We start from the raw sequence: 25,700 nt of genomic DNA, 5'->3' as shown, positions 1-25,700 counted from the left end.
TCTTCGGTCGGCTTGATCGTCTTGACGAGGCCATGAGCCTGACGATTCATGTCGCCTGGCTGGGGCTGGGCAGCAATCTCGACGCTCCGGCCGATCAGGTCGGCCGCGCGATCGAGGCGCTCGCGGCCGACCCGAACCTGCGCGTGCTGGCTAAGTCGTCGCTCTATCGCACAGCACCGGTCGGCGGGCCGGCGGGGCAGCCGGCATTCTGCAATGCCTGCGTTGCTGTCGCCGCGCGCTGCGATGCCTACGCGTTGCTCGACATTACACAGGCGATCGAGCAGGCACACGGTCGGGTGCGCGATGTGCGCTGGGGCCCGCGTACGCTGGATATCGACATGCTCGCTTTTGACGATCTCATGCTGAATGACCCGCGGCTGACCCTGCCGCATCCGCGCGCCGCTGAACGCGCATTCGTACTGGTGCCACTGGCTGAAATCGCGCCCGCGCTTGTACTGGGGCGGCAGGGCCGGGTTATCGATTTGTGCCGTGATGCTGGCACCGTGGGCGTCGAACGCTGGAGAGCGGCATGAAAGCCGGGGCCTATATCGCGATCGAGGGGCCGATCGGCGTGGGCAAGAGCACGCTGGCGCAGCGTCTCGCGGCCACACTCGGTGCCCAGGAATTGCCCGAGGCGCCGGAAGACAATCCCTTTCTGGCTGCCTTCTACGACAACCCGACCGCGAATGCGCTCGCGGCCCAGCTGTCGTTCCTGCTCCAGCGCGCGCGCCAGATCGACGCCTTGCGCCAGGCGGATCTGTTCGACGGCGGCTGCGTGGCCGATTTCATGTTCGACAAGGACCCGTTGTTTGCCCGCCTGACCCTGTCTGGGCCGGAGCTTGCGCTCTATGAAGATATCTATGCGCGCCTGTCATGGCAGGCGCCCACGCCCGACTGCGTGATCTATCTGGATGCGCCGGTCGACGTGCTCATGCGCCGGATCGCACAGCGCGATCGGGCTGCCGAGCGGCCGCTGACGGCCGACTATCTGGCGTCCGTGGTCGGGGCCTATCGCGAGTTCTTCGCCACCTTCGATACCACTCGCCTGATCCGGGTCGATGCGGCGGGGCTCGATCTGGTGGGTGGCGATCGGGATTACAACGCACTGGTCGCGGCGCTCGACAGCGATGACCGCGAAGTCGTGCTCGACGCCACGCCGTCCTGACGAACAGCGGATCGATGCCGGAACGGCGACACGAACGCCGTCAACAGTTCTTAGACTAAATGGTATAGTCGCGCGCCATGAACACCAGTCCTTATCCGCACCTGCAGCAGCGTGACGCCAAGCCCGTCACCATCTCCGATCTGGCCCGCATGAAGGCCGAAGGCGAGAAGATCGCCTGCCTGACCGCCTACGACGCCAGCTTCGCCGCGCTCGAGGATCGCGCCGGCGTGGATGTGGTGCTGGTGGGCGACTCGTTGGGGATGGTCGTACAAGGTGCATCGACGACGGTGCCGGTCACTGTCGACGACATGGTCTACCACAGCCGCATCACCGCGGCGGGCCTGGACCGGGCCTTCCTGATGACCGACCTGCCGTTTCTGTCCTATGCCACCAAGCATGACGCGCTGGAGACTTCGCGCCGGCTGATGGGCGAGGGCGGTGCCCAGATGGTCAAGTTCGAGGGCGGCGAGATCCAGGCCAACACCATCGAGCACCTGAGCATGCGCGGCGTGCCGGTCTGTGCGCATATCGGCTTGCAGCCGCAGCTGGTGCACAAGATGGGCGGCTTCAAGGTGCAGGGCCGCGGCGATGCCGCCGAAACCATGATTCGTGACGCCAAGCTGCTCGAGGAATCGGGCGCGGACATGATCCTGCTCGAATGTGTGCCGTCGGCGTTGGGCGCCGAGATCACCGCTAACGCCAACGTGCCGGTGATCGGTATCGGCGCTGGCCCGGATACCGACGGCCAGATTCTGGTGATCTACGACATTCTCGGCCTGTCGCCGGGGCGCAAGCCGCGCTTTGTGAAGAATTATATGGACGGCGCCGGCACGCTCGACGAGGCGGCCACGAACTACGTCGCCGAGGTCAAGAACGGCAGCTACCCAGGCGCCGAACACGCCTTCTCCTGAGCTGCGTAGCCGATGCGAACCCTCAATACTGCAGATGACCTAAGAGCCTGGCGCGAGGAAGCGGCAGGCACGGTCGGTCTCGTGCCGACCATGGGAAACCTGCATGCCGGCCATATGGCGCTGGTTGCGACCGCGCGGGCGAACTGCGATCGCGTGGTGGTCAGCGTGTTTGTAAACCCGCTGCAGTTCGGCCCGGGCGAAGATCTCGACAGCTATCCGCGAACGCTCGAGGCCGATATCGCGGCGCTCGAGAATGCCGGCGTCGATGCGGTATTCGCGCCCAGCGTGGCTCAGATGTACCCGCACGGCGGGGAAATTGCGACGACCGTGCGCGTACGCGGCATCACCGACATGCTCTGTGGCAGTCGTCGGCCCGGCCACTTTGAAGGCGTTGCCACGATCGTGACCAAGCTCCTCAATCTGGTGCTGCCTGACCGCGCGTTCTTCGGCGAGAAAGATTTTCAGCAGATCGCCGTTATCCGGCGCATGGTTGAAGATTTGTGCATGGGCGTGCAGATCGTCGGCGTACCCACGGTGCGCGAGGCGGACGGACTGGCGCGTTCTTCGCGCAACCAGTATCTGAATGCCGACGAGCGCCGTCGCGCACCGACGCTCGCCGCTGCACTTGATGATTGCCGTGAGCGGCTCGAGGCGGGCGAACGCGACTTCGCCGGGCTCGAGGCCCGCGGCTGGGCGCGCCTGGCGGATGCCGGTTTTGAGCCCGACTATTTCGAGATTCGCGGGCCGGCCCTCGAAGTTCCCGATGCTGCAATGCAGGAATTTCGTGTGCTTGCCGCCGCGTTTATCGGCAATGCACGTCTTCTCGACAACGTTGCGGTGCCCAAACCGTACGCCTAGCACGCCTTTGCGCAGTGGTGTCGGCGCGCGATTTTGGTTACGCTTGGCTCGAATTTTCCGCTTTGGCTTAACAGGGTTTAGTCATGCAAGTGACGCTTCTCAAAGCAAAATTGCATCGTGCCTGCACGACGCACGCCGAACTCGATTATGAAGGTTCCTGCGCGATCGACTCCGATCTGCTGGACGCCGCCGGCATCTTCGCCTACGAACAGATCGAGATTTACAACGTCACCAACGGCGAACGCTTCTCGACCTACGCCATCAGCGCGGAAAGTGGCTCGCGGGTGATCTCGGTCAACGGCGCGGCGGCCCACAAGGCCAGCCCCGGCGATCGTCTGATCATCTGTGCCTATGCGCGGATGCCCGAAGGCGAGGCGCAAGCGCACAAGCCGCGGCTGGTATATCTCGACGAGAACAACCACGTCACGCACACGCGCAACGCGATACCGGTCCAGGCTGCCTGAAGCCTGTGCCCACCCTCGGGTGATGCACGAACCGTGACCGATATCCGCCAGAAACCCGCATGGCGCGAACTCGGCCGCCTGGCCGCGCAGATGAGCCGCGCCCGCGTGAAAAGCATGTTCGCGCACGACGAGCGTCGTGCCGAGCGGTTCACGCTTTCGGCGGCGGGTATCACGCTCGACTACTCCAAGCAGCGTATCGACCAGGCGGTCATGGATGCGCTCGGGCGTCTGGCCGAAAGTCAGGAGTTTTATGCGGCCCGTGAGGCGCTCTTCGCCGGCGCGCCGATCAACAACAGCGAAGGCCGTGCTGCCTGGCATATGGCGTTGCGCCGGCCGGCGGACGCGCCGCTGTATGACGAGGTCCACGAAGTCCGCGCCGATATGGCGGCCTTCGTCGACGATGTACGGCGTGGCCGCTGGGTCGGCTATACCGGCGCGCCCATCAGCGATGTGGTGAACATCGGTATCGGTGGCTCGGATCTCGGGCCACGCCTGATCTGTGACGCACTCGCCCAGTTGCGCCAGCGCATCCATTGCCACTTCGTTGCCAATGTCGATCCGGCCGATCTGGACGACACGCTGATCCGCATGGATCCCGAGCGCACGTTGTTCATCGTGACCTCCAAGTCCTTCGGCACGGCGGAGACGCTTGCCAATGCTGGGGTGGCTCGTCAGTGGCTGCTCGATAACGGCGCCTCCGAAGACGACATCGCCAAACACTTCGTCGCCGTTTCGACGAACGAGGAAGCAGTGCGCGAGTTCGGCATCGAGCGCATATTCGGCTTCTGGGACTGGGTCGGCGGGCGCTTTTCGCTATGGTCGGCGGTTGGCATCTCCATTGCGCTCGGCCTGGGCATGGATGAATTCGAGAACATGCTTGCCGGCGCGCACGCGATGGACAATCACTTCGAGACAGCGCCCTTGGGTGAAAACCTGCCGGCGGCGCTTGCGCTGGTTGGGGTCTGGAACAACAATTTTCTGGGTCTGTCCAGCCATGTGGTCGTGCCTTACGCCCAGAGATTGGCTGCATTGCCGGCTTTTCTCCAGCAGCTGGAGATGGAAAGTAACGGCAAATCCGTCACCCGCGATGGCGAAGCGAGCCCGGTGGAAACCGTGCCCACGGTATGGGGCAGCGTCGGCACCAACGCCCAGCACGCTTTTTTTCAGATGCTCCATCAGGGCGTTCTTGCGGCCGACGTGGATTTCGTACTGCCGTTATCGGATGCCGATGCCGCTGACGACGAGCGTGAGCGTCAGCGGGTAGCCAACTGTTTTGCCCAGGCCGAAGCCTTGATGTGCGGACGCGATACCGACGCACTGGTCGCCGAACTGACTGCCGAGGGCCTGAGCGGCTGGGAGCTCGAGCAGCGCCTGGCAGCACGGCGTTTCGACGGCAACCGACCGAGCTCGATGATCCTCATGGAGCGGCTCGATGCCCACCATCTCGGCGCGCTACTGGCGGCCTACGAGCACAAGGTGTTCGTGCAGGGTGTCGTCTGGAATATCAACAGCTTCGACCAGTGGGGCGTGGAACTCGGCAAGACCATGGCCGGGCAGCTGCTGGGCGAACTGGAAGGTGATGTCGAGTCCGTCGAACACGATGCGTCGACCGCGGCGCTGCTGGCGCGCGTACGTCGAGCATGGGGACAGAGCGACCGCTAGGGGCTCTGTCTTTCCCGGTCATTGGCGTCGATCAGCATCGCAGTTCACCGCTGTGCCGCCTAGAATGTCGCCATGACTGAATCCAGCGAATATCTGCCCGAAGTCGTCTACGACGGCGCCCAGGTCGCCGCGCTCGATCGGCGTTTCATCCACGATTTCGGGGTCGACGGTTTCGAATTGATGCAGCGTGCCGCGCGTGCCGCCTATGCCGAGCTTGCTCGTGTCTGGGCCATGCCGGGGTCGTTGTGCGTGTTCTGCGGGCCGGGCAACAACGGCGCGGATGGCTTTCTCGTGGCCCGCATGGCCGGCGAGGGCGGCTGGCGCGTTCGGGTCGTCGGACTGGTGGACCCCGCCAGTTACAGCGGCGACGCTGCAAAGGCGCGCGACAATTTTCTCGAGACTGGCGGCAGCATCGAGTCGTTCGAGGACAAGGCCCTTGAAGCCGACGTGGTGGTCGATGCGCTGCTCGGCACGGGTTTGAATCGAGATGTCGAAGGCAGCTTCGCCGACGCCATCGAGCGCATCAATGAAGCCGGCGAGCACGGCGCCGGCGTGTTCTCCGTGGATATCGCGTCGGGCATTGACGCGGGCACGGGTCATGTGTGGTCACATGCGGTTCAGGCCGATGCGACCGCTACGTTCATCGGGCTCAAGCTCGGCATGGTGACAGGCGAGGGGCCGGCGCATTGCGGTGATATCGCCTTCAGCGCGCTCGATGCGCCGGCCGGTCTCTATGACGAGCAGCCCTACACCGCGCGGCGTCTTACCCACCGAACGTTGCGCAAGACGCTGAGGCCGCGGTCGCGCAACCAGCACAAAGGGCAGAACGGTCATGTGCTCTGTGTGGGCGGCAATCGCGGCATGGGCGGCGCAATACGCATGACTGCCGAAGCCGCATTGCGTAGTGGTGCGGGTCTGGTGAGCGTCGCCTGCCACGCCGACCATGCCGGCGCCATGAGCCAGGCGCGGCCGGAACTGATGTGCCGGGCCGTAGCCTCGGGCGACGATATCGGCGCGCTGCTCGAAGCCGCGGATGTCATTGCCATGGGGCCGGGCATGGGCAGCGACGACTGGGCGGATGCGTTATGGCAGCAGGCCATGGACAGCGACAAGCCGCTGGTTGTCGATGCGGACGCACTGAACCGGCTGGCGCGTGAATCCACCGCCCGTGGTAACTGGGTGCTGACGCCGCACCCGGGCGAAGCCGCGCGCCTGCTGGGTTGGACGACGCCCCAAGTCATGAATGACCGTGTGGCCGCGGTGTCTGCACTTGCCGAGCGCTACGATGCCGTCGCCGTGCTCAAGGGCGCGGGCAGCCTGATCGCGACGCCAGATGAGCTCTGGCTGTGCACCGATGGCAACCCCGGCATGGCGGTTGGCGGCATGGGCGATCTGCTTACCGGGGTGATCGGTGCGCTTGTCGGGCAGGGGCTGAGCCTTGGGCAGGCCGGGAGTCTCGGTGTTTATGTACATGCGCGCGCCGGCGACCGAGCCGCAGCCATGAACGGTGAACGCGGGCTGTTGCCGACAGATCTGCTCGAATCGATTCGTTACTACGTCAATCCCAGCCGGCCATGATCGCGCTCGCCGACGCCGCCGCCACCGATGCGCTCGGACGGCACATCGCCGCTGCGCTCGTGGGCCTGGATTCCGGGCTCGTGGTGTCACTCGCGGGGGAGCTGGGTGCCGGCAAGACCGCGCTGGCGCGCGCAACCATTCAGGCGTTGGGCCATGACGGCCATGTGGTTTCGCCCAGCTACACGCTCGTCGAGCCTTATCCGTTAAAGGGCCGTACCTTCTATCACCTTGATCTGTACCGGCTTGGCGATCCCGAAGAGCTGGAGTTTCTCGGCGTGCGCGAGATCGATACCGGCCGTGATTGGGTCTTTGTCGAATGGGCCGAGCGCGGAACTGGCTTTCTGCCGACGCCCGATATCGAGCTGGAAATGGTCTACGCCGGTACGGGCCGTGAGGCGCATGCAAGCGCTTATTCCGATGCAGGAAAGCGGTTTCTGTACGAGCTCGGCGAAGCGACATAGGCCTATTCTTTCAAGTAGATATGAAAGAGGCGGCGCCTATGGTCTGTTTTGATTGATAAAAAATAGTTGCCAAGGCAAAAACGCGGCGCTAGTCTCCGAACTGGGGAATTTCTAGTCTCTCGAAGGTCAAGGCGACAAACCTATGCGCGCGAGCTTGCAATGGCTGGTCATCGGGCTGCTTTTTTGCCTGAGCACCGTGGCCGTGGCGAAACAGGCCACGCTCAAGGACGTACGCTTGTGGGCGTCATCCGATAAAACCCGGGTGGTGTTCGATCTGGGCGGCCCGACCGAACCCGATCTGTTCATGATCGATGATCCGCTGCGCCTGGTGGTCGATTTGCCGGATGCCCGTTCCGTGTCGCAGCTCAGCAGCGATATCGACGGCAGCGGTCTGGTCACACGCGTGCGAACCGGCGTACGTCATGGCAAGGATCTGCGTGTGGTGCTGGATCTGGCCGGCCACGTCGATCCGAAGAGCTTCATGCTCGACCCCGATTCCGAACACGGTTACCGGCTTGTTGTCGATCTCAAGCCCAGTGGCGGCTCGCCCGTACAACGCGTTGCCCGGAATAATCGCGGCGAGAGCGCAAACGGGCACGACGGCAAATCGACCGCCAACGCCAATGCGACGGCCATGGCCCAGGCATCGGAAGCGCCGAGCCGCCAGCCCGCGCGCGCAGAACCGGTCGCCCGTACGCCGGAACGCCCGTCGCGCGATATCGTGATCGTGATCGACGCCGGTCATGGCGGCAAGGATCCCGGCGCGCTGGGCCAGAACGGCACGCGCGAGAAGGACGTGGTGCTGCAGATCGCGCGCCGCCTCAAGGCCATGGTCGACGACCAGCCCAATATGCGTGGGGTGCTCACTCGCGACTCCGACACCTACATCGGCTTGCGCCAGCGCATGGTCGAGGCGCGCAAGGCCAAGGCGGACCTGTTCCTGTCGATTCATGCCGACGCCGCGCCGCGTGGCGTGAATGCCAAGGGATCCTCGGTTTATGCGCTCTCGCACCATGGTGCAACCAGTGAACATGCGCGCTGGCTCGCCCAGCGCGAAAACGCCGCCGACCTGGTTGGTGGCGTGAGCCTCAAGGACAAGGACGACAGCCTCGCGTCGTTCATGCTCGACCTGTCGCAGAGCGCCAGCATCGAGGCCAGCCTCGATGCTGGCGATCGCGTGCTGCAAGAGTTGGGCGAGCTTGGGTCGCTGCACAAGTCCAAGATCCAGCAGGCTGGATTCATGGTGCTGAAATCACCCGATATCCCGTCGTTTCTGGTCGAGACGGCTTTCATATCCACACCGGAAGAAGAGCGCAGGCTCACCAGCGCGCGCTATCAGAACCAGCTCGCCAGCGCGATGCTTCGCGGGATCAAGGGGTATTTCGCCAGCTATCGCCCGGCGACATTCATCGCCGAAGCCCAGGTTCACAAGGTACGTCGCGGTGAAACGCTGTCGGAGATCGCCCAGCAGTACGGCGTGAGCCTTAGCAGCCTGCGTAGTGCGAACGGACTCAGTGGCAACACGATTCACGTGGGTGCCGAGCTGCAGATCCCGGCCTCGGGCAACCAACAGGTTGCTGGCCTGCGCTAGACTGTGACCTCGTGGCGTGCCGGCCCGGGATGGTCGCGCATGGCCGTCGGCGTGGCGGCATAGGGGGACAGCGATATGAGTCTTCTACTGGGCGTCCTGGCGGGGATGGCTTACGGGCTTTCGGCGTTTGCCGGTGCCTTCATCGCGTTGCCGTTGCTGGTGCTTGCCGCCGGGATCGGCATCCATGAAAGCCTGCCAATTGCGCTGTTTGCGCTAGGCATCTGCGCCGCGATCGCCGCGGGCGATGCGGTTCGCGCTCGCCAATGCAGTATCACGCATGCCACATGGCTGATCGTCGGCGGTGTGCCGATGGTACTGATCGCCGGGTGGCTGGCGCAGTTCGTCTCGGACACGATTCTGTCCACGCTATTTCTGGTGGCCGCAATCGTGTTCGGCCCGCTGCTGCTGAGCGCCGGGCGCGCCTATCGACATCGCACCGCGCCACCGCCCGCCAGCCTGCTGCACGCGCCCAAGCGTGCATTCGGTGAGTCAGCCCAGGTCTTTCACTTCAACGCAACGCAGCGTGCCGCAACGCTGTTTTCCGGTGCCGGCTGCGGAATCATGGCGGCACTATGTGCGGCGCCTGGGTCCTGGATCGGCTGGCGTATTCTCGATCGACAGATGCCCGGCGAGGCGCATCTGGTGGTGGGTACGCTCACTTTCTCCGTTGCCGTCGTTGCCATTCTCGGGGCCGGCTTCGAGTTTGCGCTCGCCCCCGAAATTCCCGGTTATGTGGCTGGCCTGTTCGTGCTTGGTGCGGTATCGGGCATGGGCATCGCTCGGCGTGTTCATCATCTGCCGCTCCTGCGTTCCAGTAACACGGTGATGGGCGTGGCCGTGATCATTCTTGCGCTGGCCCTGTGGGTGGCGGTCGTGAGCGGGGCGACGCCCGACGCATGAGATCGTTGCTGCTGGTGGGAGCGGGGCATGCGCATGTGGCACTGCTCGAGCATGCGTCGCGTCTACAGGACGCCGGCTTCGAGGTGGAACTCGTCGACCCGGGCAGCTTCTGGTATGGCGGCGCGCCGGCCCGTCTGATTGGCGGTGATCTGGGCCGCGTCGATCTGCGTCTGCCGTTGCATTCGTTCTGTCGAGCCCAGGGTGTACGTTATCGCGCGAACCGGGCGATAGGGCTGGATGCCCGGCATCGCCGCCTGTGGTTGGCGACCGGCGAGATGCTCGAGTTCGATACGGTCTCGCTGGATGTGGGCTACGAAATCCCCTTCGACGAGACCGATGCGGCCGCCAGCGGCGTACAGATATGGAAGGCGAGCGCGCCCTACGAGTTGGTTCAGTTTGTACAGGCGCTCGACGAACGCCCAACAGGCGGGCGCCCGCAACGGATTGCGGTCACGGGCGATGGCCCGCGTGCGACCGAGATTGTCGCCGGCCTGGCCATGGGGCGCCGCGCCGACGACTTGCAGATCACTTGGTTTCTGCCGGGGTCTAGGCCGCTGCCTGCAGCGCCGACGGCGGTGAACCGCCGCGTGGCGCGCTTGCACATTCGGCGTGGCGTCGAGCTGATCTCGAATACGTCGATCACAGGCGTTGCAGAAGGCGCTGTGTGCAGTGTCGATGGGCGCCGCTTCGCAGCCGATCATGTGGTGGTTGCCGCGGGCGCGCGCGCGGCGCGCTTCGCCCATGCCGCCGGGTTGCCGGCAAGCTCGGCCGGGTTGAAGATCAATTGGCGTTTGCAGGCGCTGTCGGATACGCGAATCTATGCCGTCGGCGGTTGCGCCGAATTGGCAGGGCGCAATGAGCTCCGATTGTCCGATGCGCTCGAACAGGGGAGAATCCTGGCGCGTAATATCGTCGCCGGGGCGCAACGCCGACCCTTCAAGAGCTATCGGCCGGGTGGACGCGGCGAGATCGTGGATCTCGGCGACGGCAGCGCGATCGGCTGGCGCGGACGGTTCTGGTGGCACGGTAACGCGCTCTTGGCTCGTCGCAGACGCAGCGATGCCGAGTGGCTGACGCTGATCGAGCGCCATACAGACAGTCGCTGATCCACACCGCAGCCGCGACCGGTTCGTCTGACGCGAACGCGAGGTGAGCGGCGCGACCTATCGCCTGCCTGCTTTAAGAGCCCAGGCTTGCGCGGGTCATCGCTTTAGTCGCGCCGGCATATCAAGTTCCATACTTTAGACATAAAAAAGCGGCGTGCCCGAAGACACGCCGCTTTTATTTGCGGTCGTTTGACGACCGATCGATCAGGCCGCTTTCAGGTTTTCCCGAACGGTCTTCTCGATACGCTCGCCGATGGTGGCATCGACATTGCGCCAGTACTCGAACGCGCGCTGGAGCACGTCCTCGCCGACACCGTCGGACAGGTGGCCGGACACGTTGTTGACGAGGCGATCACGCTCTTCGTCGTTCATGACCTTGTTCACCAGGTCGTTGGCCTGGTTGAAGTCGCCGTCGTCCTTGCGCAGCTTGTAAGCTTCGCGAACCATTTCTCCGTCGGCTTCCCAGACGTTGTTCGCCGGGTACATGCCGGGGTTGGCGTGAGCGCCGCCCTTGGTGTTGGGGGCGTATACCGGGTCAGAGACGTTCTGCACGCGCATCGCGCCGCCCTTGGTATAGCTGTTCACCGGCGATTTCGGCACGTTGACCGGGATCTGCTTGTAGTTCACACCCAGACGGGCGCGATGGGCGTCCGCATAGGAAATGGTACGGGCAAGCAGCATCTTGTCCGGGCTCACGCCGGTGCCGGGCACCATGTTGTTGGGCTCGAACGCGGCCTGCTCGATCTGCGTGTGGAAGTCGACCGGATTCTCGTCGAGTGTCATCTTGCCGACCTTGATCAGCGGATAGTCCTCGTGCGGCCAGACCTTGGTCAGATCGAACGGATTGATGCGATAGGTTTTGGCATCTTCATACGGCATGACCTGCACGTGCAGGGTCCAGGTCGGATGCTCGCCACGCTTGATCGCCTCGAACAGGTCGCGACGATGATAGTCGGCATCGTTGCCGGCCATCTGATCGGCCTGTTCCTGGGTCATGCACTTGATGCCCTGGTCGGTCTTGAAGTGGTACTTGACCCAGAAGCGCTCGCCTTCGGCGTTGACCCACATGTAGGTATGGCTGGAATAGCCGTTCATGTGGCGCCAGGTAGCGGGCACGCCGCGATCGCCCATCAGCCAGGTGACCTGGTGGGCGGATTCCGGCGACTGCGTCCAGAAGTCCCACTGCATGTCGTGGTCGCGCAGGCCGTTGTCGGCACGACGCTTCTGCGAATGAATGAAGTGCTGGAACTTCATCGGATCGCGCACGAAGAACACGGGGGTGTTGTTACCCACCATGTCGAAGTTGCCTTCCTCGGTGTAGAACTTCAGCGCAAAGCCGCGCGGATCACGCCAGGTGTCCGGGCTGCCGGACTCGCCAGCCACCGTGGAAAAACGCGCGACCATGTCGGTCTTGACGCCTTTCTGCAAGAACTTGGCCTTGGTGTACTTGCTGACGTCTTCGGTCACTTCGAAGTGACCGAAGGCGCCGCCGCCCTTGGCGTGGGGCTGACGGTCGGCAATCATTTCACGGTTGAAAGCCGCCATCTGCTCCATGAGGAAATGGTCGTGAAGAACGATGGGGCCGTCGCTGCCAACCGTGAGCGAATTCTCGTCGCTCGGATACGGCTCGCCGCCCGTCGTCGTATGCGTTTTCTGGATATCGTCTGTCAAGGTTCTACCCTCCAGTGGTGGTTCACGCGACGTGGTCGCCGCATTATTCGAGTCGGTTACAAACCGTTGTCCTGTGGCTCGACGCTGCTCGTCCGACAGGACTTGCAGAGCCCCCAGAACATAACCTCCGCCTCGTCGACCTCGAAGCCGTGATCGTGGCCCGGAGTAAGACAGGGCTTCTCTCCGAGCACGCAATCGACGTCTTCGATGCGGCCGCAGCTGCGGCAGACAAGGTGATGGTGGTTATCGCCCGTGCGCCGCTCAAACCGAGCCGGATGACCGGATGGCTTGATCTGCTGCACGAGATCGGCTTCGACACAAGCGGCAAGCACGTCATAGACGGCTTGCTTCGAGATCGATCCGATCTTGCGACCGACGCCGTCATGCACCTGTTCAACGGTGGCGTGCGGATGCACGACCAGCCATTCGAGTACGGCATAACGGGCAGAGGTGACACGCAGGCCGCGGTCACGCAGCTGTTGGGCGATGGGTGTGGTCTGTTGACTCATGGCGCGAACATAATTGGCGATAAACTTGAATTAGTCAAGATTACGAATCAGTTAAAAATAGGCGACAGTTCAGTGAAAGGCGGTTACAGCGCGCTCGGCGCGGGATACAGAGGTTTTGCATCGTCGAGCATGTGGTCGATGTCGCCGCTCTCGCTTTGCCAACGTCGACGAGTTGCCGGAAACTATCGCGTTCGCCGCCGCCCGAACCGACGACCGTGCTATCGCCATGACGATCTGTCTCCTTGATGACCAACTGATCAGCCAGATCGCCGCCGGCGAGGTGGTCGAGCGACCGGCGTCGATCGTCAAGGAGCTCATGGAGAACAGCCTCGACGCCGGCGCGGGCTGGATCAACGTCGATATCGAGCATGGCGGACTGCGTCGAATACTGGTGGCCGACGATGGCCGGGGTATCGACCGGGATGAGCTGCCGCTGGCGGTCGCGCGCCATGCGACGAGCAAGATCGACAGCCTAGACGCCCTGGAGGCCGTGGCAAGTCTTGGCTTTAGGGGTGAAGCGCTCGCCAGTATCGCGTCGGTGGCGCAGCTCACGCTGACATCGCGCGCGCTCGAAGCCGATCGAGCCTATGCGGTGACGCCGGGTGAGCAGCAGCTCCAGAACGACACGATCCGCCCTGCCGCCTTGGATCGGGGCACACGGGTAGAGGTGCGCGAGCTGTTCGCGCGTATTCCAGCCCGGCGCAAGTTTCTACGTGCGCCGGCCACCGAATTCTCCCACATTCGAAAAGCGTTCAATCAGCTGGCCTTGTCGCGTTTCGATATCGGCTTCGTGCTGCGCCACGACGGCACCGAGGTCTCGCGGCTTGCCCCGGCGGATGACCTCGACGCCATGCAGACCCGCGTGGAGAAGCTCATCGGTGGTGCGTTTGGCGATCATGCCGTGGCCGTCGATGAGCAAGCCGCCGGCATGCGGCTGTCCGGGTGGATCGCCACGCCCGGATTCTCGCGTGGCCAGGCCGATCGGCAGTACAGCTATGTGAACCATCGCCCGATCCGCGACAAGGTATTCAATCACGGGGTACGGCTGGCGTATCGCGATCTGCTGCATAACCAGCGTCATCCGGCCTATGTGCTGTATCTCGACGTCGACCCGCGGCAAGTCGACGTCAATGCGCATCCCGCCAAGGCCGAGGTGCGTTTCCGCGAATCGCGGCTGGTGCACGATTTCGTGTTCCGCAGCGTGGGGCGCGCGCTCGCCGCCGTCGAGGCCAAGCCGCATGCGGCACGCGAAGTCGAGCTGCCGGTGAGTGAGCCCGTCGCGCCGGCAGGCGGGTCCGGCGAGATCACGCCCCGGCCTGTTTCCAGGCTGTTCGACAGTCCGGCCGCTGCAGAGCAGCCCGGTATCGCCCAGACGCGTGCGGCCTATGCGTTTCAGATGCCGACGGCGCCTATGGAGGGCGCATCGCAAACCCCGGAGCAAGCGCCTGCTGCTCCGGCGACGCCGCAGACAGACGCCGAAGATGCGCCCGCGCTCGGCTATGCGCTCGCGCAGCTGCACGATATTTATATCCTCGCGCAGAATCGTCAGGGCTTGATCCTGGTGGACATGCACGCGGCCCACGAGCGTGTGCTCTACGAGCAGCTCAAGCAGGAATATTCGGCCGGCCGTATTCAAAGCAAGCGACTGCTGGTTCCGGAGACGTTGTCGCTGGCCGAGGCGGAAGCGGCGGCCGTGGAAACCCACGCGGAAGCCCTTGAAGCGGTGGGGTTGGAGATCACTCGCGCCGGGCCCACCACGGCGCTGCTGCGCGGCGTGCCCGCGCTGCTGGCCAACGAAGACTACGTTGCGCTCGCCTACGACATGGTCGCCGATCTGGGCGACGGGTTGCGCGGCCCGCAGGCGGTGCGTGATCGGATCGACGACGTGCTGGCCGATATGGGCTGCAAGGCGGCGGTCAAAGCCGGCCGGCGGCTCACGCTCACCGAGATGAACGCGCTGCTGCGCGATATGGAGCACACGGATCGCGCCGGCCACTGTAATCATGGTCGTCCGAGCTGGGTGCAGGTCGACATGAGCGGGCTCGATCGCCTGTTCATGCGCGGCAAGTGAGCGGCGCTGGCGTGGTTGCGCGCCCTGGTGTCGTGTTCCTGCTCGGGCCGACTGCATCCGGCAAGACCGGGCTGGCCGTCGAGCTCGTGGAAACGCTGAACGCAGAGATCGTGTCGGTCGACTCCGCCATGGTCTACCGCGGCATGGATATCGGCACCGCCAAGCCCGATGCCGACACGCTGGCGCGCGCGCCCCATGCGCTGGTCGATATCCGCGACCCCGCCGATCCTTATTCAGCGGCCGATTTCCGGCGCGACGCGATTGCCGAAATCGAACGCATCCACGCGGCTGGAAAACTGCCACTGCTTACCGGCGGCACATCGCTTTATTTTCGCGCGCTCGAGCACGGGCTGAGCGATATGCCGGGTCGTGACGAGCGGCTGCGCGCAGAGCTGACCCGTGAGGCCGAGGCGCTGGGTTGGGGCGCGCTGCATGAACGCCTCGCGGCTATCGATGCGCCGACCGCAGCGCGTATTCACCGTAACGATGCCCAGCGCATCCAGCGCGCACTCGAGATCCATGCACTCAGTGGGGAAGCGCCGAGCGTGCTGCATGCCCGCGATAAGGCCGCCCGGAACGCTGCGCGGCTGCCGTGGTCTATTACCAAGCTCGTGGTGGCGCCGACGGCTCGCAGCACGCTGCACGAGCGTATCGCGTCTCGATTTAAATCGATGATGTCACAGGGATTTTACGAAGAGGTTGAAAAACTCCACGCCAGGCCCGATCTAGACCTCGAATTACCGGCGATCCGCGCGGTCGGATATCGTCAGCTATGGCAGGTCATGAGCGGACAACTGACGCTGGAACAGGGTGTAGAGCGCGCGATATTTGCATCGCGCCAGCTTGCAAAGCGGCAATTGACCTGGCTGCGCTCTATCGAGGGCGCTAACTGGCTGGTGAGTGACGAAAAACCCGATATAAAACAAGCGCTAAGCTATTTGCGCGAATCCGCGCTGATCGATTGACGCGTGATACAATCGTCTTAACAAAATTTTTATACTTAGCTCTCGGAGTCTGTACCCATGGCAAAAGGCCAAACACTACAAGAACCATTCCTGAATGCCTTGCGCAAAGAGCGCGTGCCGGTGTCCATCTATCTGGTCAACGGCATCAAGCTGCAGGGGCAGATCGAATCGTTCGATCAGTTCGTGGTGCTGCTTCGCAACGCCGTCAATCAGATGGTCTACAAGCACGCCATTTCCACAATCGTGCCCGCGCGCAATGTACGCTCGGAGATGCACGAGGAAATGAATCTGAGCAACGACGAGGCTGAAAGCGATCCGCAATAAGTCACTGACCGGAATTTTTCATGTTTGAGCGGCCGCCGAGCGGACAGGCGGCCGTGATCGTGCATCTCGCGTTCGGCGTCGACGAATACGACGAGGCCGATCGCGAGTTTCGCGAACTGGTGAAATCGGCCGGAGCCGATGTGCTCGATCATATCGGTGGCAGTCGCAAGCTGCCCGACCCGCGCTATTTCGTGGGTGGCGGCAAGGTCGATGAAATCGCCGAGTCGGCGCATGAGCACGGCGCCGAGCTCGTGGTATTCAATCACGACCTGTCGCCGAGTCAGGAGCGCAACCTCGAAAAGCGCCTGAATGCACGCGTGCTCGACCGTGCCGGTCTTATTCTCGATATTTTCGCCACAAGGGCGCGCTCGCACGAGGGCAAGCTGCAAGTCGAACTGGCCCAGCTGCAGCATTTGTCGACGCGTCTGGTGCGCGGCTGGACGCATCTTGAGCGCCAGAAGGGCGGCATCGGCCTGCGCGGGCCGGGTGAAACCCAGCTCGAAACCGACCGCCGGCTGCTCAACGATCGCATCAAGATGTTGCGCCAGCGGCTGGAGAAGGTCAGCGCGCGGCGTGAACAGGGCCGGGCAGCGAGGCGGCGCGCGCGTACGCCGATCGTGTCGCTCGTCGGCTATACGAACGCGGGCAAGTCGACGCTATTCAATCGTCTGACCGGCGAAAGCATTTACGCCGCGGATCAGCTGTTCGCAACGCTCGATCCGACGCTACGGCGTATGGACGTGCCGGTAGGCGAGCCGCTGATCGTGGCCGATACGGTGGGATTTATCCGTGATCTGCCGCATGAACTCGTCGCGGCCTTCAAGGCGACGCTGGAGGAAACCCGCGAGGCGGATGTGTTGCTGCATGTCATCGATGCGGCGGATGTCGAGCGCCGGGCCCATGCGCGCGAGGTCAACGATGTGCTCGACGAGATCGGCGCGAGCGACGTGCCGCAGATCGAGATATTCAACAAGGTCGATCTGGTCGACGACGAGACGGCCCATGTGGAAACCGACGCCCATGGCGTGCCGACCCGAGTCTGGCTGTCCGCGATGAGCGGCGAAGGCGTGGAGACGCTGCGCGCGGTGCTGGCCGATTTCTGTAATCCGGACATGATCGTGGGTGTGCTTCGCGTGCCGGCGGCGGCCGGTCGATTGCGCGCCGCGCTGTTCGAGCTCGGTGTCGTGGACGCAGAAAGCTACGATGACGAGGGCGCAAGCCTGCTTACGGTCACGGCGTCACAGGCCGATCTGGAGCGCATCGTGTCGCAGGCCGAACTGCGTTTCGACGAGGTGCTGATCGAGCGTCGCGCATCGCGCATGACCCCGCGGGTTGAAGCATCCTCGAGCGTTCCGGTCACGTAGACCCCTTAAGTTAGACGTACGCCAGTTTCAGTGCCCGAGCGACCGAGCGTCGCCGGGGTTCGACAGGGGTGGGGGCGCCCGATAGAATCGCGCTTTCGCCTGAAGAATGAGCGCGGAAAACCCCGTTCCAATCATATGCGGTCGCGCCGGAGTCCTTGCGCGCGGCTAGCAAGGAAGAGGAAGAGTGATTTGCTCATGGCAAATGAACGACCGATGACGCCGCCCAGCTCGCCTGTTGGCGGCGTTGCGCGCCTTGGCCGTGGGGCGCGTAACGGCCCAATGTCGCGCGTGTGCCGGGCAGAGGGCCTGGTGCGCGAGCGCGATCCACAAATGATTGGAACGGGGGTTTCCTGATGGCCTGGAATGAGCCTGGCAAAGGCCAGGATCCTTGGGGTGGCGGTAACAAGAACAACGGCAGCGGCCCCCCGGATCTGGACCAGATATGGCGCAAGCTTCGTGCGCGCTTCTCCGGTAACAACGGCGGCAACAGTGGTAGCAACGGCGGCGGTAGTGCCGGCGGCCCTAGCCCGGCCATCCTGCTGTTCATTGTCCCCATCGCGTTGGTCGTGTGGCTTGCCACCGGTCTGTACGTTGTCCAGCCGGGCGAGAAGGGCGTGGTGCTGCGTTTCGGCAACTACACCGAAACGCAGGCCCCGGGCTGGCACTGGCATTTCCCCTACCCGATTGACCGTGTCTACAAGGTGGACACGCAGCAGGTGCGCCGTGCGAAGAACCGCGCGGTCATGCTCACCAAGGACGAGAACATCGTCGAGGTAGAAGTCGCGGTTCAGTATCGTATTTCCGACGCGATGAACTACCTGTTCCAGCTGCGTGAGCCGGATGCCACGGTCGAGCAGGTATTGCGCTCGGCGGTCCGCGAGATCGTCGGCACCAGCCGGATGAACCAGGTCATTCAGGAAGGCGTGCAGGTCGAGGAGCTCGAAGATCGGGCGCTCGATAACGTCGACCTGAAGGAAGGCTCGGGCCAGCCGGCCGAGAAGGACGCGCTGCAGGGCGTGGACGATAAGCTCGTCGACGAGATCAAGGCTCAGCAGAACGCCTACCCGGAAATCACCGACCGTTCCCGTGCCAAGCTGCCCGAGAACGTGAGCAAGATCGTGCAGGCCACGCTGTCGAGCTATAACGCCGGTATCAACGTGGTGGCGATCAACGTGCAGTACTCGCAGCCACCGGAACAGGTGCAGGGCGCTTTCGAGGAAGCGATCAAGGCCCGTGAGGAAGAAGAGCGCAAGAAGAACATCGCCCGGGCCTATGCCCGCGATATCGTCGCCCGTGCACAGGGTGATCAGGCGCGGATTCTTCTGGATGCCCGCGGTTACCGTGAGCAGAAGGTCGCCCGCGCCGAGGGTGAGGCTTCGCGCTTCACCGAGCTGCTGGCCCAGTACGAGCGTGCGCCGGAAGTCACCCGCGAGCGTCTTTATCTGGAAAGCATGGGTGATGTGCTGTCGAGCGCGAACCTGATTCTGGCCGAGCAGGGCGGCGGTGGACCGCTGATGTACCTGCCGCTGGAAAAGATGCTCAACGATGCACAACGCAACAAGAAAGTGGAGGACGCTGCGAACAACGGCGTGAATAGCGGTAGTGGTGACGACAGCTCGAGCAGCTCGTCCTCGTACAACGGCTCGAGCGGCGGGTCTTCGTCCTCGTCCAACGACCGTTCCAGCAATCTTCGCAGCCGGGATCGCAACTCATGAGTCCCAAGCATATTTTCGCGATCATCATTGTCCTCATCATCGGCTATGCGGCGCTGGATTCGGCGTTCATCGTCGACGAACGCGAGCGCGTCGTCGTCGTGGAACTGGGTGAGATCGTGGGCCAGAACTACGAGCCGGGCCTGCATTTCAAGATCCCGTTCATCCAGACCGTGCATTCCTTCGATCGCCGGATCATGACCTTCACCGAGGAGATTGAGCGCGTACTCACCTCGGAGAACAAGAACCTCGCGGTCGACTTCTATGTGAAGTGGCGGATCAACGATACGGTCGACTATTACCTGTCGACCCAGGGCAGTGAGCAGCGGACCCGCGATCTGCTGACTGAAATCGTCGAGAACGATCTGCTGGCCGAATTCTCGAAGCGCACCATCCGCCAGGCGGTGGGTGATGATCGCAACGAGATCGTGGCCGCGGTGCAGGTGCAGGCGAATCAGGACGCCAAGGAACTGGGCGTCGAGATCGCCGATGTACGCATCATGCGTCTCGATCTGCCGGACGAAGTCAGCGAATCGGTCTACGAGCGTATGCGTTCGGAACGTCAGGAAGTGATCCGGACGCTACGCGCACAGGGTGATGCGGCGGCTCAGGAAATCCGTTCCGACGCGGAACGCGAGCGCACGATCATCCTGGCCGAGGCCTACAGCGAAGGTCAGACGATCCGTGGTCAGGGTGATGCCAAGGCGGCCGAGCTCTATGCCAACGCGTATCAGCAGAACCCGACGTTCTACAGCTTCCATCGAAGCCTGCAGCTCTATCGGGACGCGCTCGGCGACGACGATCTGCTGCTGCTGCGTCCGGACGGCGAGTTGTTCAAGTACTTCAATCCGAAGCCTTCGGCTGATAGTTCCAGTCGCTGAGCGCGCCCATGTGGCCTGATCTGCTGAGGGCTCTGGCGCTGGTACTGGTGATCGAAGGGCTGATGCCCTTTCTGGCGCCGGAGCGCTGGCGCGAAATGATGCTGCGGCTGTCCGATGTGGACGGCCGCAGCCTGCGTCTGTTTGGCGGCGTGCTCATCGGCTTGGGCGCACTGCTGCTGCAATTCATTCACTGACGAAAAGACCTCGAAACGCGATGCAATCGAACCGCTGGCTTCTGCCCGAGGGCATTCAGGAAATGGTGCCGCCCGAGTCGTGGCGTCTCGAGGCTGCAAGACGGCAGTTGCTCGATCTCTACTGGCGCTGGGGCTATGACCTGATCCGCCCGCCGTTGATCGAGTATCTCGATTCGCTGCTCACCGGCGCCGGTCATGAGCTCGACCTGCAGACCTTCAAGCTGACCGATCAGCTCAACGGCCGCATGATGGGCGTGCGCTCGGACATGACCACCCAAGCCACGCGTATCGACGCGCATCGTCTGCAGGCGGTCGGCGCCGCACGGTACTGCTATATCGGCAGCATTCTGCGCACCCGGCCCGAAGAGCCGGGCGGTTCGCGTTCGCCGCTGCAGGTGGGCGTGGAGAAATTCGGCGATGCGCATATCGACAGCGATCTCGAGATCGTGTCGCTGATGCTGGAAACGCTCGGCCTGATGGGGATCGACAACGCCTGCCTGGATCTCGGTCACGTCGCCATCTATCGACGCCTGGTCGACCATGCCGATATCCCGGTCGATCTCGAGCCGCAGCTGTTCGACGTGATCCAGCGCAAATCGCGCCCGGATCTCGACAGCATGGCGGCCAATGGACGGATCGATGCGCAGAGTCATGCGCGTTTCCTGCAGCTGATCGAGCTCAACGGCGAGCCGAGTGTGCTCGCCCAGGCCCGCGAGGCGCTTTCCGGGATCGACGACGAAATCGACGCCGCGCTGGAACGTCTCGGCGAGATGATCGATCTGCTGGCCACGCATTACCCGCAGGTGCCGCTGTTTCTCGATCTGGCCGAGCTGCGCGGTTATCGCTACAAGACCGGCCTGCTGTATGCGGCCTTCGCGCCGGGACTTGGCCGCGAGCTCGCGCGTGGCGGGCGCTACGACGATGTCGGTGCGGTATTCGGCCGGCCCCGGCCTGCGACCGGCTTCTCGGCCGATCTCAATCTGCTGGCCGCGCTCGGGCGTTTCGACCCGGAAACGCGCCGTGGCGGTATCCACGCGCCGCCGGGCAGCGATCCCGAGCTGGTCGCCTGCGTGCGGCGTCTACGGTCGGCGGGCGAACGCGTGATCGTGGCGACACCGGGCGCCAACGACGCCGCCGGCGACGACTGCGATCGGGTTCTCGAATTCATTGATGGTCGCTGGGAAGTGCGGCCGCTGGAAACAAAGGTCTAGTCATGGGCAAACGCGTCATCGTGATCGGCAGCCAGTGGGGCGACGAGGGCAAGGGCAAGATCGTCGACCTGCTTACCGACCGCACCCGCCACGTCGTGCGATTCCAAGGCGGCCACAACGCCGGTCATACGCTGGTGATTAACGGCGAGAAGACGGTGCTGCACCTGATTCCGTCGGGCATCCTCCACGACGGCGTGACTTGCCATATTGGCAACGGGGTGGTGCTGTCTCCGGATGCGCTGATCGAGGAAATGGCCATGCTCGAGGCGCGCGGTGTGCCCGTGCGCAGCCGCCTGCGTATCAGCCCGGCTTGCCCGTTGATCCTTCCCAGCCATATCGCGCTGGACAAGGCGCGCGAGGCAGCGCGTGGCAAGACCGCGATCGGCACGACCGGCCGCGGTATCGGCCCGGCCTATGAAGACAAGGTCGCGCGTCGCGCGATCCGCGTCGGCGACCTGTTTCGGCGTGAAATGCTGGCCAGCAAGCTGGGCGAAGCGCTGGATTTCCATAACTTCGTGCTCAAGAACTATTTCAACGTCGCGCCGGTCGATTTCCAGGCAACACTGGACGACTGCCTGCGCTACGCGGACGAGATCGCGCCGATGGTCGGCGACGTGGCCGAACTGCTGCGCCAGGCCTATATGGCCGATGATTCAATCCTGTTCGAAGGTGCGCAGGGCGCGCTGCTCGACGTGGATCACGGCACCTATCCGTATGTGACGTCGTCGAACACCACGGCCGGCGGCGCAGCGACCGGCACGGGCGTAGGGCCGATGTATTTCGACTACGTCCTCGGTGTGGTCAAGGCCTATACGACGCGTGTCGGTTCCGGGCCGTTCCCGACCGAGCTTGACGACGACAACGGCCGTCATCTGGCCTCCAAGGGCGCCGAGTTTGGCGCCACGACTGGCCGGGCCCGTCGTTGCGGCTGGTTCGACGCGGTCGGCCTGCGCCGCGCGGCGTTCAACAACAGTCTTTCCGGGCTGTGTATCACCAAGCTTGACGTGCTCGACGGCCTGGATGCCATCCAGCTGTGCACCGGCTATCGCTGCGACAACCAGACGATTACCGTGCCGCCGCTGGGTGCCGATGCGCTGTCGCGCTGTGAGCCGGTGTACGAGGAGATGCCGGGTTGGAGCGAATCCACGGTGGGCGTACGCAACTACGACGATCTGCCGGAGGCTGCGCGCAACTATCTGGACCGTCTGGCCGAGATTACCGGCACGCCGATCGATGTCGTTTCGACCGGTCCCGACCGGGCTGACACAATCGTGCTGCGTAACCCGTTCGGCGCAACGACGGCTTGAGACTCGCGCCCGGCACGCCGGGCGCCGGCCATCTAGGCGACCAAGCCTTCTACTTTGGTCGGTAGCGATCGCAGCCGGTTGTCAGGCAGGGCAGACGATCGGCTTCGCTTACCTTGCTTGTGAGTCTTCGGCGGATCGCGGTTCGGCGACCGCGTCGGGGTGGCACGCTCCGGCAAGCGCCGGCTTGAAGCGTTTGCATCAGGGGTGGCCCTAACTGGTTGATTAAAAAGTATTGGCGGGCAATCGACGAACCTGTTTGAGCCGCTGCTCCAGCTCTCGATGCTGCAATTCTGGCAACGGGTCGTCGCATCTCAACGCCCGCACCGAAAGGTTGCAGGCAATCAGAAGAATCGCCGCTGTACTGCACAATTACCGTGCGTTTCCCGTCTGTTTGCATCGTGAACGCAATATCGACCGATTGGCATAGCGCTTGCTAAGTTCGAATTGGATATTCGATCCATATAAAGCAGGGGGAATGCTAATGCGGAATATCACCAAGATCGTCGGGGGCCTGGGTTTGTTGGCTGCGGCCGCAGCTACTACGGCCACAGCGGCCACGACGCTCGAAAGCGTCGAGGATCGGGGGCATCTGCAGTGTGGCGTGAGTACCGGGTTGCCCGGCTTCTCGCAGCCGGATCAGGACGGCAAGTGGACCGGCATCGATGTTGATACCTGTCGCGGCATCGCGGCTGCCATCTTCGGCGATGGTGACAAGGTGCAATTCACGCCCTTGACCGCCAAGGAGCGCTTCACCGCCCTGCAGTCGGGCGAGGTCGATGTTCTGGTGCGCAACACCACATGGACGCTGACCCGCGATACATCCCTGGGTCTGAATTTCGCCGGCGTGAACTACTACGACGGGCAGGGCTTTCTGGTCCGTAAGGCAATCAAAGTCGAGTCGGCCGAACAGCTCGACGGCGCGACGATCTGTATCCAGTCCGGCACGACCACCGAACTGAACCTCGCCGACTACTTCCGTGCCAACGGCATGGAATATGACGCGCTCGTCTTCGATACCTCGGACCAGACCGTGCAGGGCTTCGCCGCAAATCGCTGCGACGTGCTCACCTCCGATCGGTCCCAACTGGCCGCGCTGCGCACCAAGCTGACCGATCCGTCCAGTGCCGTGATCCTGCCGGAGACCATCTCCAAGGAACCGCTCGGCCCGGTCGTGCGTCAGGGCGACGATGCCTGGTTCAACATCGTGAAGTGGTCGCTGTTCACGCAGGTCAACGCCGAAGAACTCGGTATTACGTCGGATAACGTCGACGACATGATGGACTCCGACGATCCCTCGGTTGCCCGTTTGTTGGGTTCGTCGGGCGATATGGGCGCCAAGCTCGGCCTGTCCGACGAGTTCGGTGCGGACATCATCCGTGAGGTCGGCAACTACGCCGAGATGTTCGATCGCAATGTGGGCCCGGATACCGCGGTAGGGCTTGATCGTGGCGTGAACGCGCTCTGGACCGATGGTGGCGTGATGTACGCGCCGCCGCTGCGCTGAGCCGGTCAGTCGTGATGCAGGCCGGCGTCGCCTGAGTGGCGGCGCCGGCCCGGCGGGCAGCCTTGCCCGTCTTCGATGTCCCACAGGATCGACTCCGCGCACATGACAGAACCGACTTCACCGGCCGCCGCGTCAAACCGGCGGATATGGAACGATCCGCGCGTGCGGGCCCTGGTTTTTCAGGCCGTCGCACTGGCTGCGGTCATCTGGTTTGGCTGGTCGCTGTTCTCCAACACGTTGTCCAACATGGACAGCCGGGGTATCAGCACCGGCTTCGGCTTTCTGGATCAGCCGGCAGGCTTCGGCATCGTGATGAGCCTGCTGCCCTACGACGAGACCATGTCGTACGGGCGCACCTTCTGGGTTGGTCTGCTCAATACATTGCTGGTTTCGGGGCTCGGAATCGTGCTCGCCACGATCCTCGGCTTTGTCATCGGTATCGCGCGGCTGTCCAGCAATTGGCTGGTCGCAAAGATCGCGTTGGCCTATATCGAGGTCGTGCGCAACATCCCGTTGTTGCTGCAGATTTTCTTCTGGTATTTCGCGGTGCTGCGTACCGTGCCGTCGCCGCGAGAGAGCCTGTCGCTCGGCGATCTTTTCTTTCTCAACAACCGTGGCCTCTACATGCCGCGGGCCGATTTTCTCGACGGCGCGGGCTGGCTGTTCGCTGCCGTCGTCGTGGCAGTGCTTCTGGTTTTTGCCCTGCGCTTCTGGGCAGGGCGGCGCCAGGATCGTACGGGCCGGCGTTTTCCCGTGCTTCGCGCATCGCTGGCACTGCTGATCCTCATTCCCGGCGCCGCCTGTATCGCGCTCGGCGTACCGGTGGGATGGGAGCTGCCGGCGTTGAAGGGTTTCAATTTTCGCGGCGGCATCGTGGTCATTCCCGAGCTTGCGGCGCTGCTCGCCGCGCTCACCATCTATACCGCGGCCTTCATCGCGGAGACGGTGCGTTCGGGCATTCTCGCGGTCAGCCATGGCCAGACCGAGGCCGCCCAGGCATTGGGTCTGCGCCGCGGCGTGATTCTGCGTCGCGTGGTCATACCCCAGGCGATGCGCGTGATCGTGCCGCCGCTGACCTCCCAATATCTGAACCTGACCAAGAACTCGTCACTGGCGACCGCCATCGGCTACCCGGATCTGGTTGCGGTATTCATGGGTACGACGCTCAATCAGACCGGCCAGGCGGTGGAGATCGTGGCGATGACGATGGCGGTTTATCTGGTGATCAGTCTGGTGATCTCGCTGGTGATGAATATCTATAACCGCGCGGTAGCGCTCGAGGAACGTTAGC

Annotated in this window: 24 protein-coding genes; 22 read left to right on the top strand and 2 right to left on the bottom strand. The window is 63.4% G+C overall.

Annotated elements, in window-relative coordinates:
* Positions 1-32: 32 nt before the first annotated feature.
* From folK to SADO_RS01700, 11 genes are all read left to right on the top strand, one after another.
* The gene (gene folK, locus SADO_RS01750) at positions 33-533 is read left to right on the top strand and encodes a 2-amino-4-hydroxy-6-hydroxymethyldihydropteridine diphosphokinase (protein WP_353108701.1); all 501 of its coding nucleotides are present in this window, start codon (positions 33-35) and stop codon (positions 531-533) included.
* A complete protein-coding gene (locus SADO_RS01745; RefSeq protein ID WP_353108700.1) occupies positions 530-1,165 on the top strand; it encodes a deoxynucleoside kinase in 636 nt (211 codons plus the stop codon). Before folK ends, SADO_RS01745 begins: the two co-directional genes overlap by 4 nt.
* 77 nt (positions 1,166-1,242) lie before the next feature.
* On the top strand, positions 1,243-2,076 hold the full coding sequence (gene panB / locus SADO_RS01740; protein WP_353108698.1) for a 3-methyl-2-oxobutanoate hydroxymethyltransferase: 834 nt from the start codon (positions 1,243-1,245) through the stop codon (positions 2,074-2,076).
* 12 nt (positions 2,077-2,088) lie between these two features.
* Positions 2,089-2,934: a pantoate--beta-alanine ligase gene (panC, locus tag SADO_RS01735; RefSeq protein WP_353108697.1), complete on the top strand. Its 846-nt coding sequence runs from the start codon at positions 2,089-2,091 to the stop codon at positions 2,932-2,934.
* Positions 2,935-3,017: 83 nt separating this feature from the next.
* Positions 3,018-3,398, top strand: coding sequence for an aspartate 1-decarboxylase (gene panD, locus SADO_RS01730; protein ID WP_209062006.1), 381 nt, complete (start codon positions 3,018-3,020; stop codon positions 3,396-3,398).
* A gap of 33 nt (positions 3,399-3,431) precedes the next feature.
* Complete coding sequence (gene pgi / locus SADO_RS01725) at positions 3,432-5,060, top strand: glucose-6-phosphate isomerase (RefSeq protein WP_353108695.1); 1,629 nt, start codon at positions 3,432-3,434, stop codon at positions 5,058-5,060.
* Positions 5,061-5,132: 72 nt separating this feature from the next.
* Positions 5,133-6,638, top strand: coding sequence for an NAD(P)H-hydrate dehydratase (locus SADO_RS01720; RefSeq protein WP_353108693.1), 1,506 nt, complete (start codon positions 5,133-5,135; stop codon positions 6,636-6,638).
* Positions 6,635-7,099, top strand: coding sequence for a tRNA (adenosine(37)-N6)-threonylcarbamoyltransferase complex ATPase subunit type 1 TsaE (tsaE, locus tag SADO_RS01715; protein WP_353108691.1), 465 nt, complete (start codon positions 6,635-6,637; stop codon positions 7,097-7,099). The genes SADO_RS01720 and tsaE overlap by 4 nt, the downstream gene beginning before the upstream one ends.
* 142 nt (positions 7,100-7,241) lie before the next feature.
* A complete protein-coding gene (locus SADO_RS01710; protein ID WP_353108690.1) occupies positions 7,242-8,690 on the top strand; it encodes an N-acetylmuramoyl-L-alanine amidase in 1,449 nt (482 codons plus the stop codon).
* Positions 8,691-8,765: 75 nt separating this feature from the next.
* Positions 8,766-9,590, top strand: coding sequence for a TSUP family transporter (locus tag SADO_RS01705; protein ID WP_353108688.1), 825 nt, complete (start codon positions 8,766-8,768; stop codon positions 9,588-9,590).
* Positions 9,587-10,696, top strand: a complete 1,110-nt coding sequence (locus SADO_RS01700; RefSeq protein ID WP_353108686.1) for an NAD(P)/FAD-dependent oxidoreductase — start codon at positions 9,587-9,589, stop codon at positions 10,694-10,696. Before SADO_RS01705 ends, SADO_RS01700 begins: the two co-directional genes overlap by 4 nt.
* A gap of 204 nt (positions 10,697-10,900) precedes the next feature.
* Here the strand turns inward: SADO_RS01700 and SADO_RS01695 are convergent, their stop codons facing one another.
* On the bottom strand, positions 10,901-12,367 hold the full coding sequence (locus SADO_RS01695; RefSeq protein WP_353108684.1) for a catalase: 1,467 nt from the start codon (positions 12,365-12,367) through the stop codon (positions 10,901-10,903).
* A gap of 56 nt (positions 12,368-12,423) precedes the next feature.
* Positions 12,424-12,876, bottom strand: coding sequence for a Fur family transcriptional regulator (locus SADO_RS01690; protein ID WP_353108682.1), 453 nt, complete (start codon positions 12,874-12,876; stop codon positions 12,424-12,426).
* A gap of 226 nt (positions 12,877-13,102) precedes the next feature.
* On the opposite strand from SADO_RS01690, the gene mutL reads away from it, so the two are divergent.
* From mutL to SADO_RS01635, 11 genes are all read left to right on the top strand, one after another.
* Positions 13,103-14,947, top strand: a complete 1,845-nt coding sequence (gene mutL, locus SADO_RS01685) for a DNA mismatch repair endonuclease MutL (RefSeq protein ID WP_353108680.1) — start codon at positions 13,103-13,105, stop codon at positions 14,945-14,947.
* 11 nt (positions 14,948-14,958) lie between these two features.
* A complete protein-coding gene (gene miaA, locus SADO_RS01680; protein ID WP_353108678.1) occupies positions 14,959-15,912 on the top strand; it encodes a tRNA (adenosine(37)-N6)-dimethylallyltransferase MiaA in 954 nt (317 codons plus the stop codon).
* Between the two features lie 57 nt (positions 15,913-15,969).
* Positions 15,970-16,236, top strand: a complete 267-nt coding sequence (hfq, locus tag SADO_RS01675; protein WP_353108676.1) for an RNA chaperone Hfq — start codon at positions 15,970-15,972, stop codon at positions 16,234-16,236.
* A 20-nt stretch (positions 16,237-16,256) separates the two neighbouring features.
* Positions 16,257-17,600, top strand: a complete 1,344-nt coding sequence (gene hflX, locus SADO_RS01670; protein WP_353108674.1) for a ribosome rescue GTPase HflX — start codon at positions 16,257-16,259, stop codon at positions 17,598-17,600.
* Between the two features lie 353 nt (positions 17,601-17,953).
* The gene (gene hflK, locus SADO_RS01665; RefSeq protein ID WP_353108672.1) at positions 17,954-19,315 is read left to right on the top strand and encodes a protease modulator HflK; all 1,362 of its coding nucleotides are present in this window, start codon (positions 17,954-17,956) and stop codon (positions 19,313-19,315) included.
* A complete protein-coding gene (gene hflC / locus SADO_RS01660) occupies positions 19,312-20,193 on the top strand; it encodes a protease modulator HflC (protein WP_353108670.1) in 882 nt (293 codons plus the stop codon). Before hflK ends, hflC begins: the two co-directional genes overlap by 4 nt.
* Before the next feature lie 8 nt (positions 20,194-20,201).
* Positions 20,202-20,387: a DUF2065 domain-containing protein gene (locus tag SADO_RS01655; RefSeq protein ID WP_353108668.1), complete on the top strand. Its 186-nt coding sequence runs from the start codon at positions 20,202-20,204 to the stop codon at positions 20,385-20,387.
* A 20-nt stretch (positions 20,388-20,407) separates the two neighbouring features.
* On the top strand, positions 20,408-21,598 hold the full coding sequence (locus tag SADO_RS01650; protein ID WP_353108666.1) for an ATP phosphoribosyltransferase regulatory subunit: 1,191 nt from the start codon (positions 20,408-20,410) through the stop codon (positions 21,596-21,598).
* Positions 21,599-21,600: 2 nt separating this feature from the next.
* Complete coding sequence (locus tag SADO_RS01645; RefSeq protein WP_353108664.1) at positions 21,601-22,905, top strand: adenylosuccinate synthase; 1,305 nt, start codon at positions 21,601-21,603, stop codon at positions 22,903-22,905.
* 481 nt (positions 22,906-23,386) lie between these two features.
* The gene (locus SADO_RS01640; protein ID WP_353108662.1) at positions 23,387-24,409 is read left to right on the top strand and encodes an amino acid ABC transporter substrate-binding protein; all 1,023 of its coding nucleotides are present in this window, start codon (positions 23,387-23,389) and stop codon (positions 24,407-24,409) included.
* Between the two features lie 102 nt (positions 24,410-24,511).
* Positions 24,512-25,699 (top strand): amino acid ABC transporter permease, encoded by a 1,188-nt coding sequence (locus SADO_RS01635; protein WP_353108660.1) that lies wholly within the window; start codon positions 24,512-24,514, stop codon positions 25,697-25,699.
* Position 25,700 lies beyond the last annotated feature (1 nt).

The organism is Salinisphaera dokdonensis CL-ES53, from assembly GCF_040361215.1.
Classification (GTDB): Bacteria; Pseudomonadota; Gammaproteobacteria; order Nevskiales; family Salinisphaeraceae; genus Salinisphaera; species Salinisphaera dokdonensis.
The sequence above is the reverse complement of the archived record's forward strand: the minus strand, read 5'-3'. Positions and strand labels throughout refer to the sequence as shown.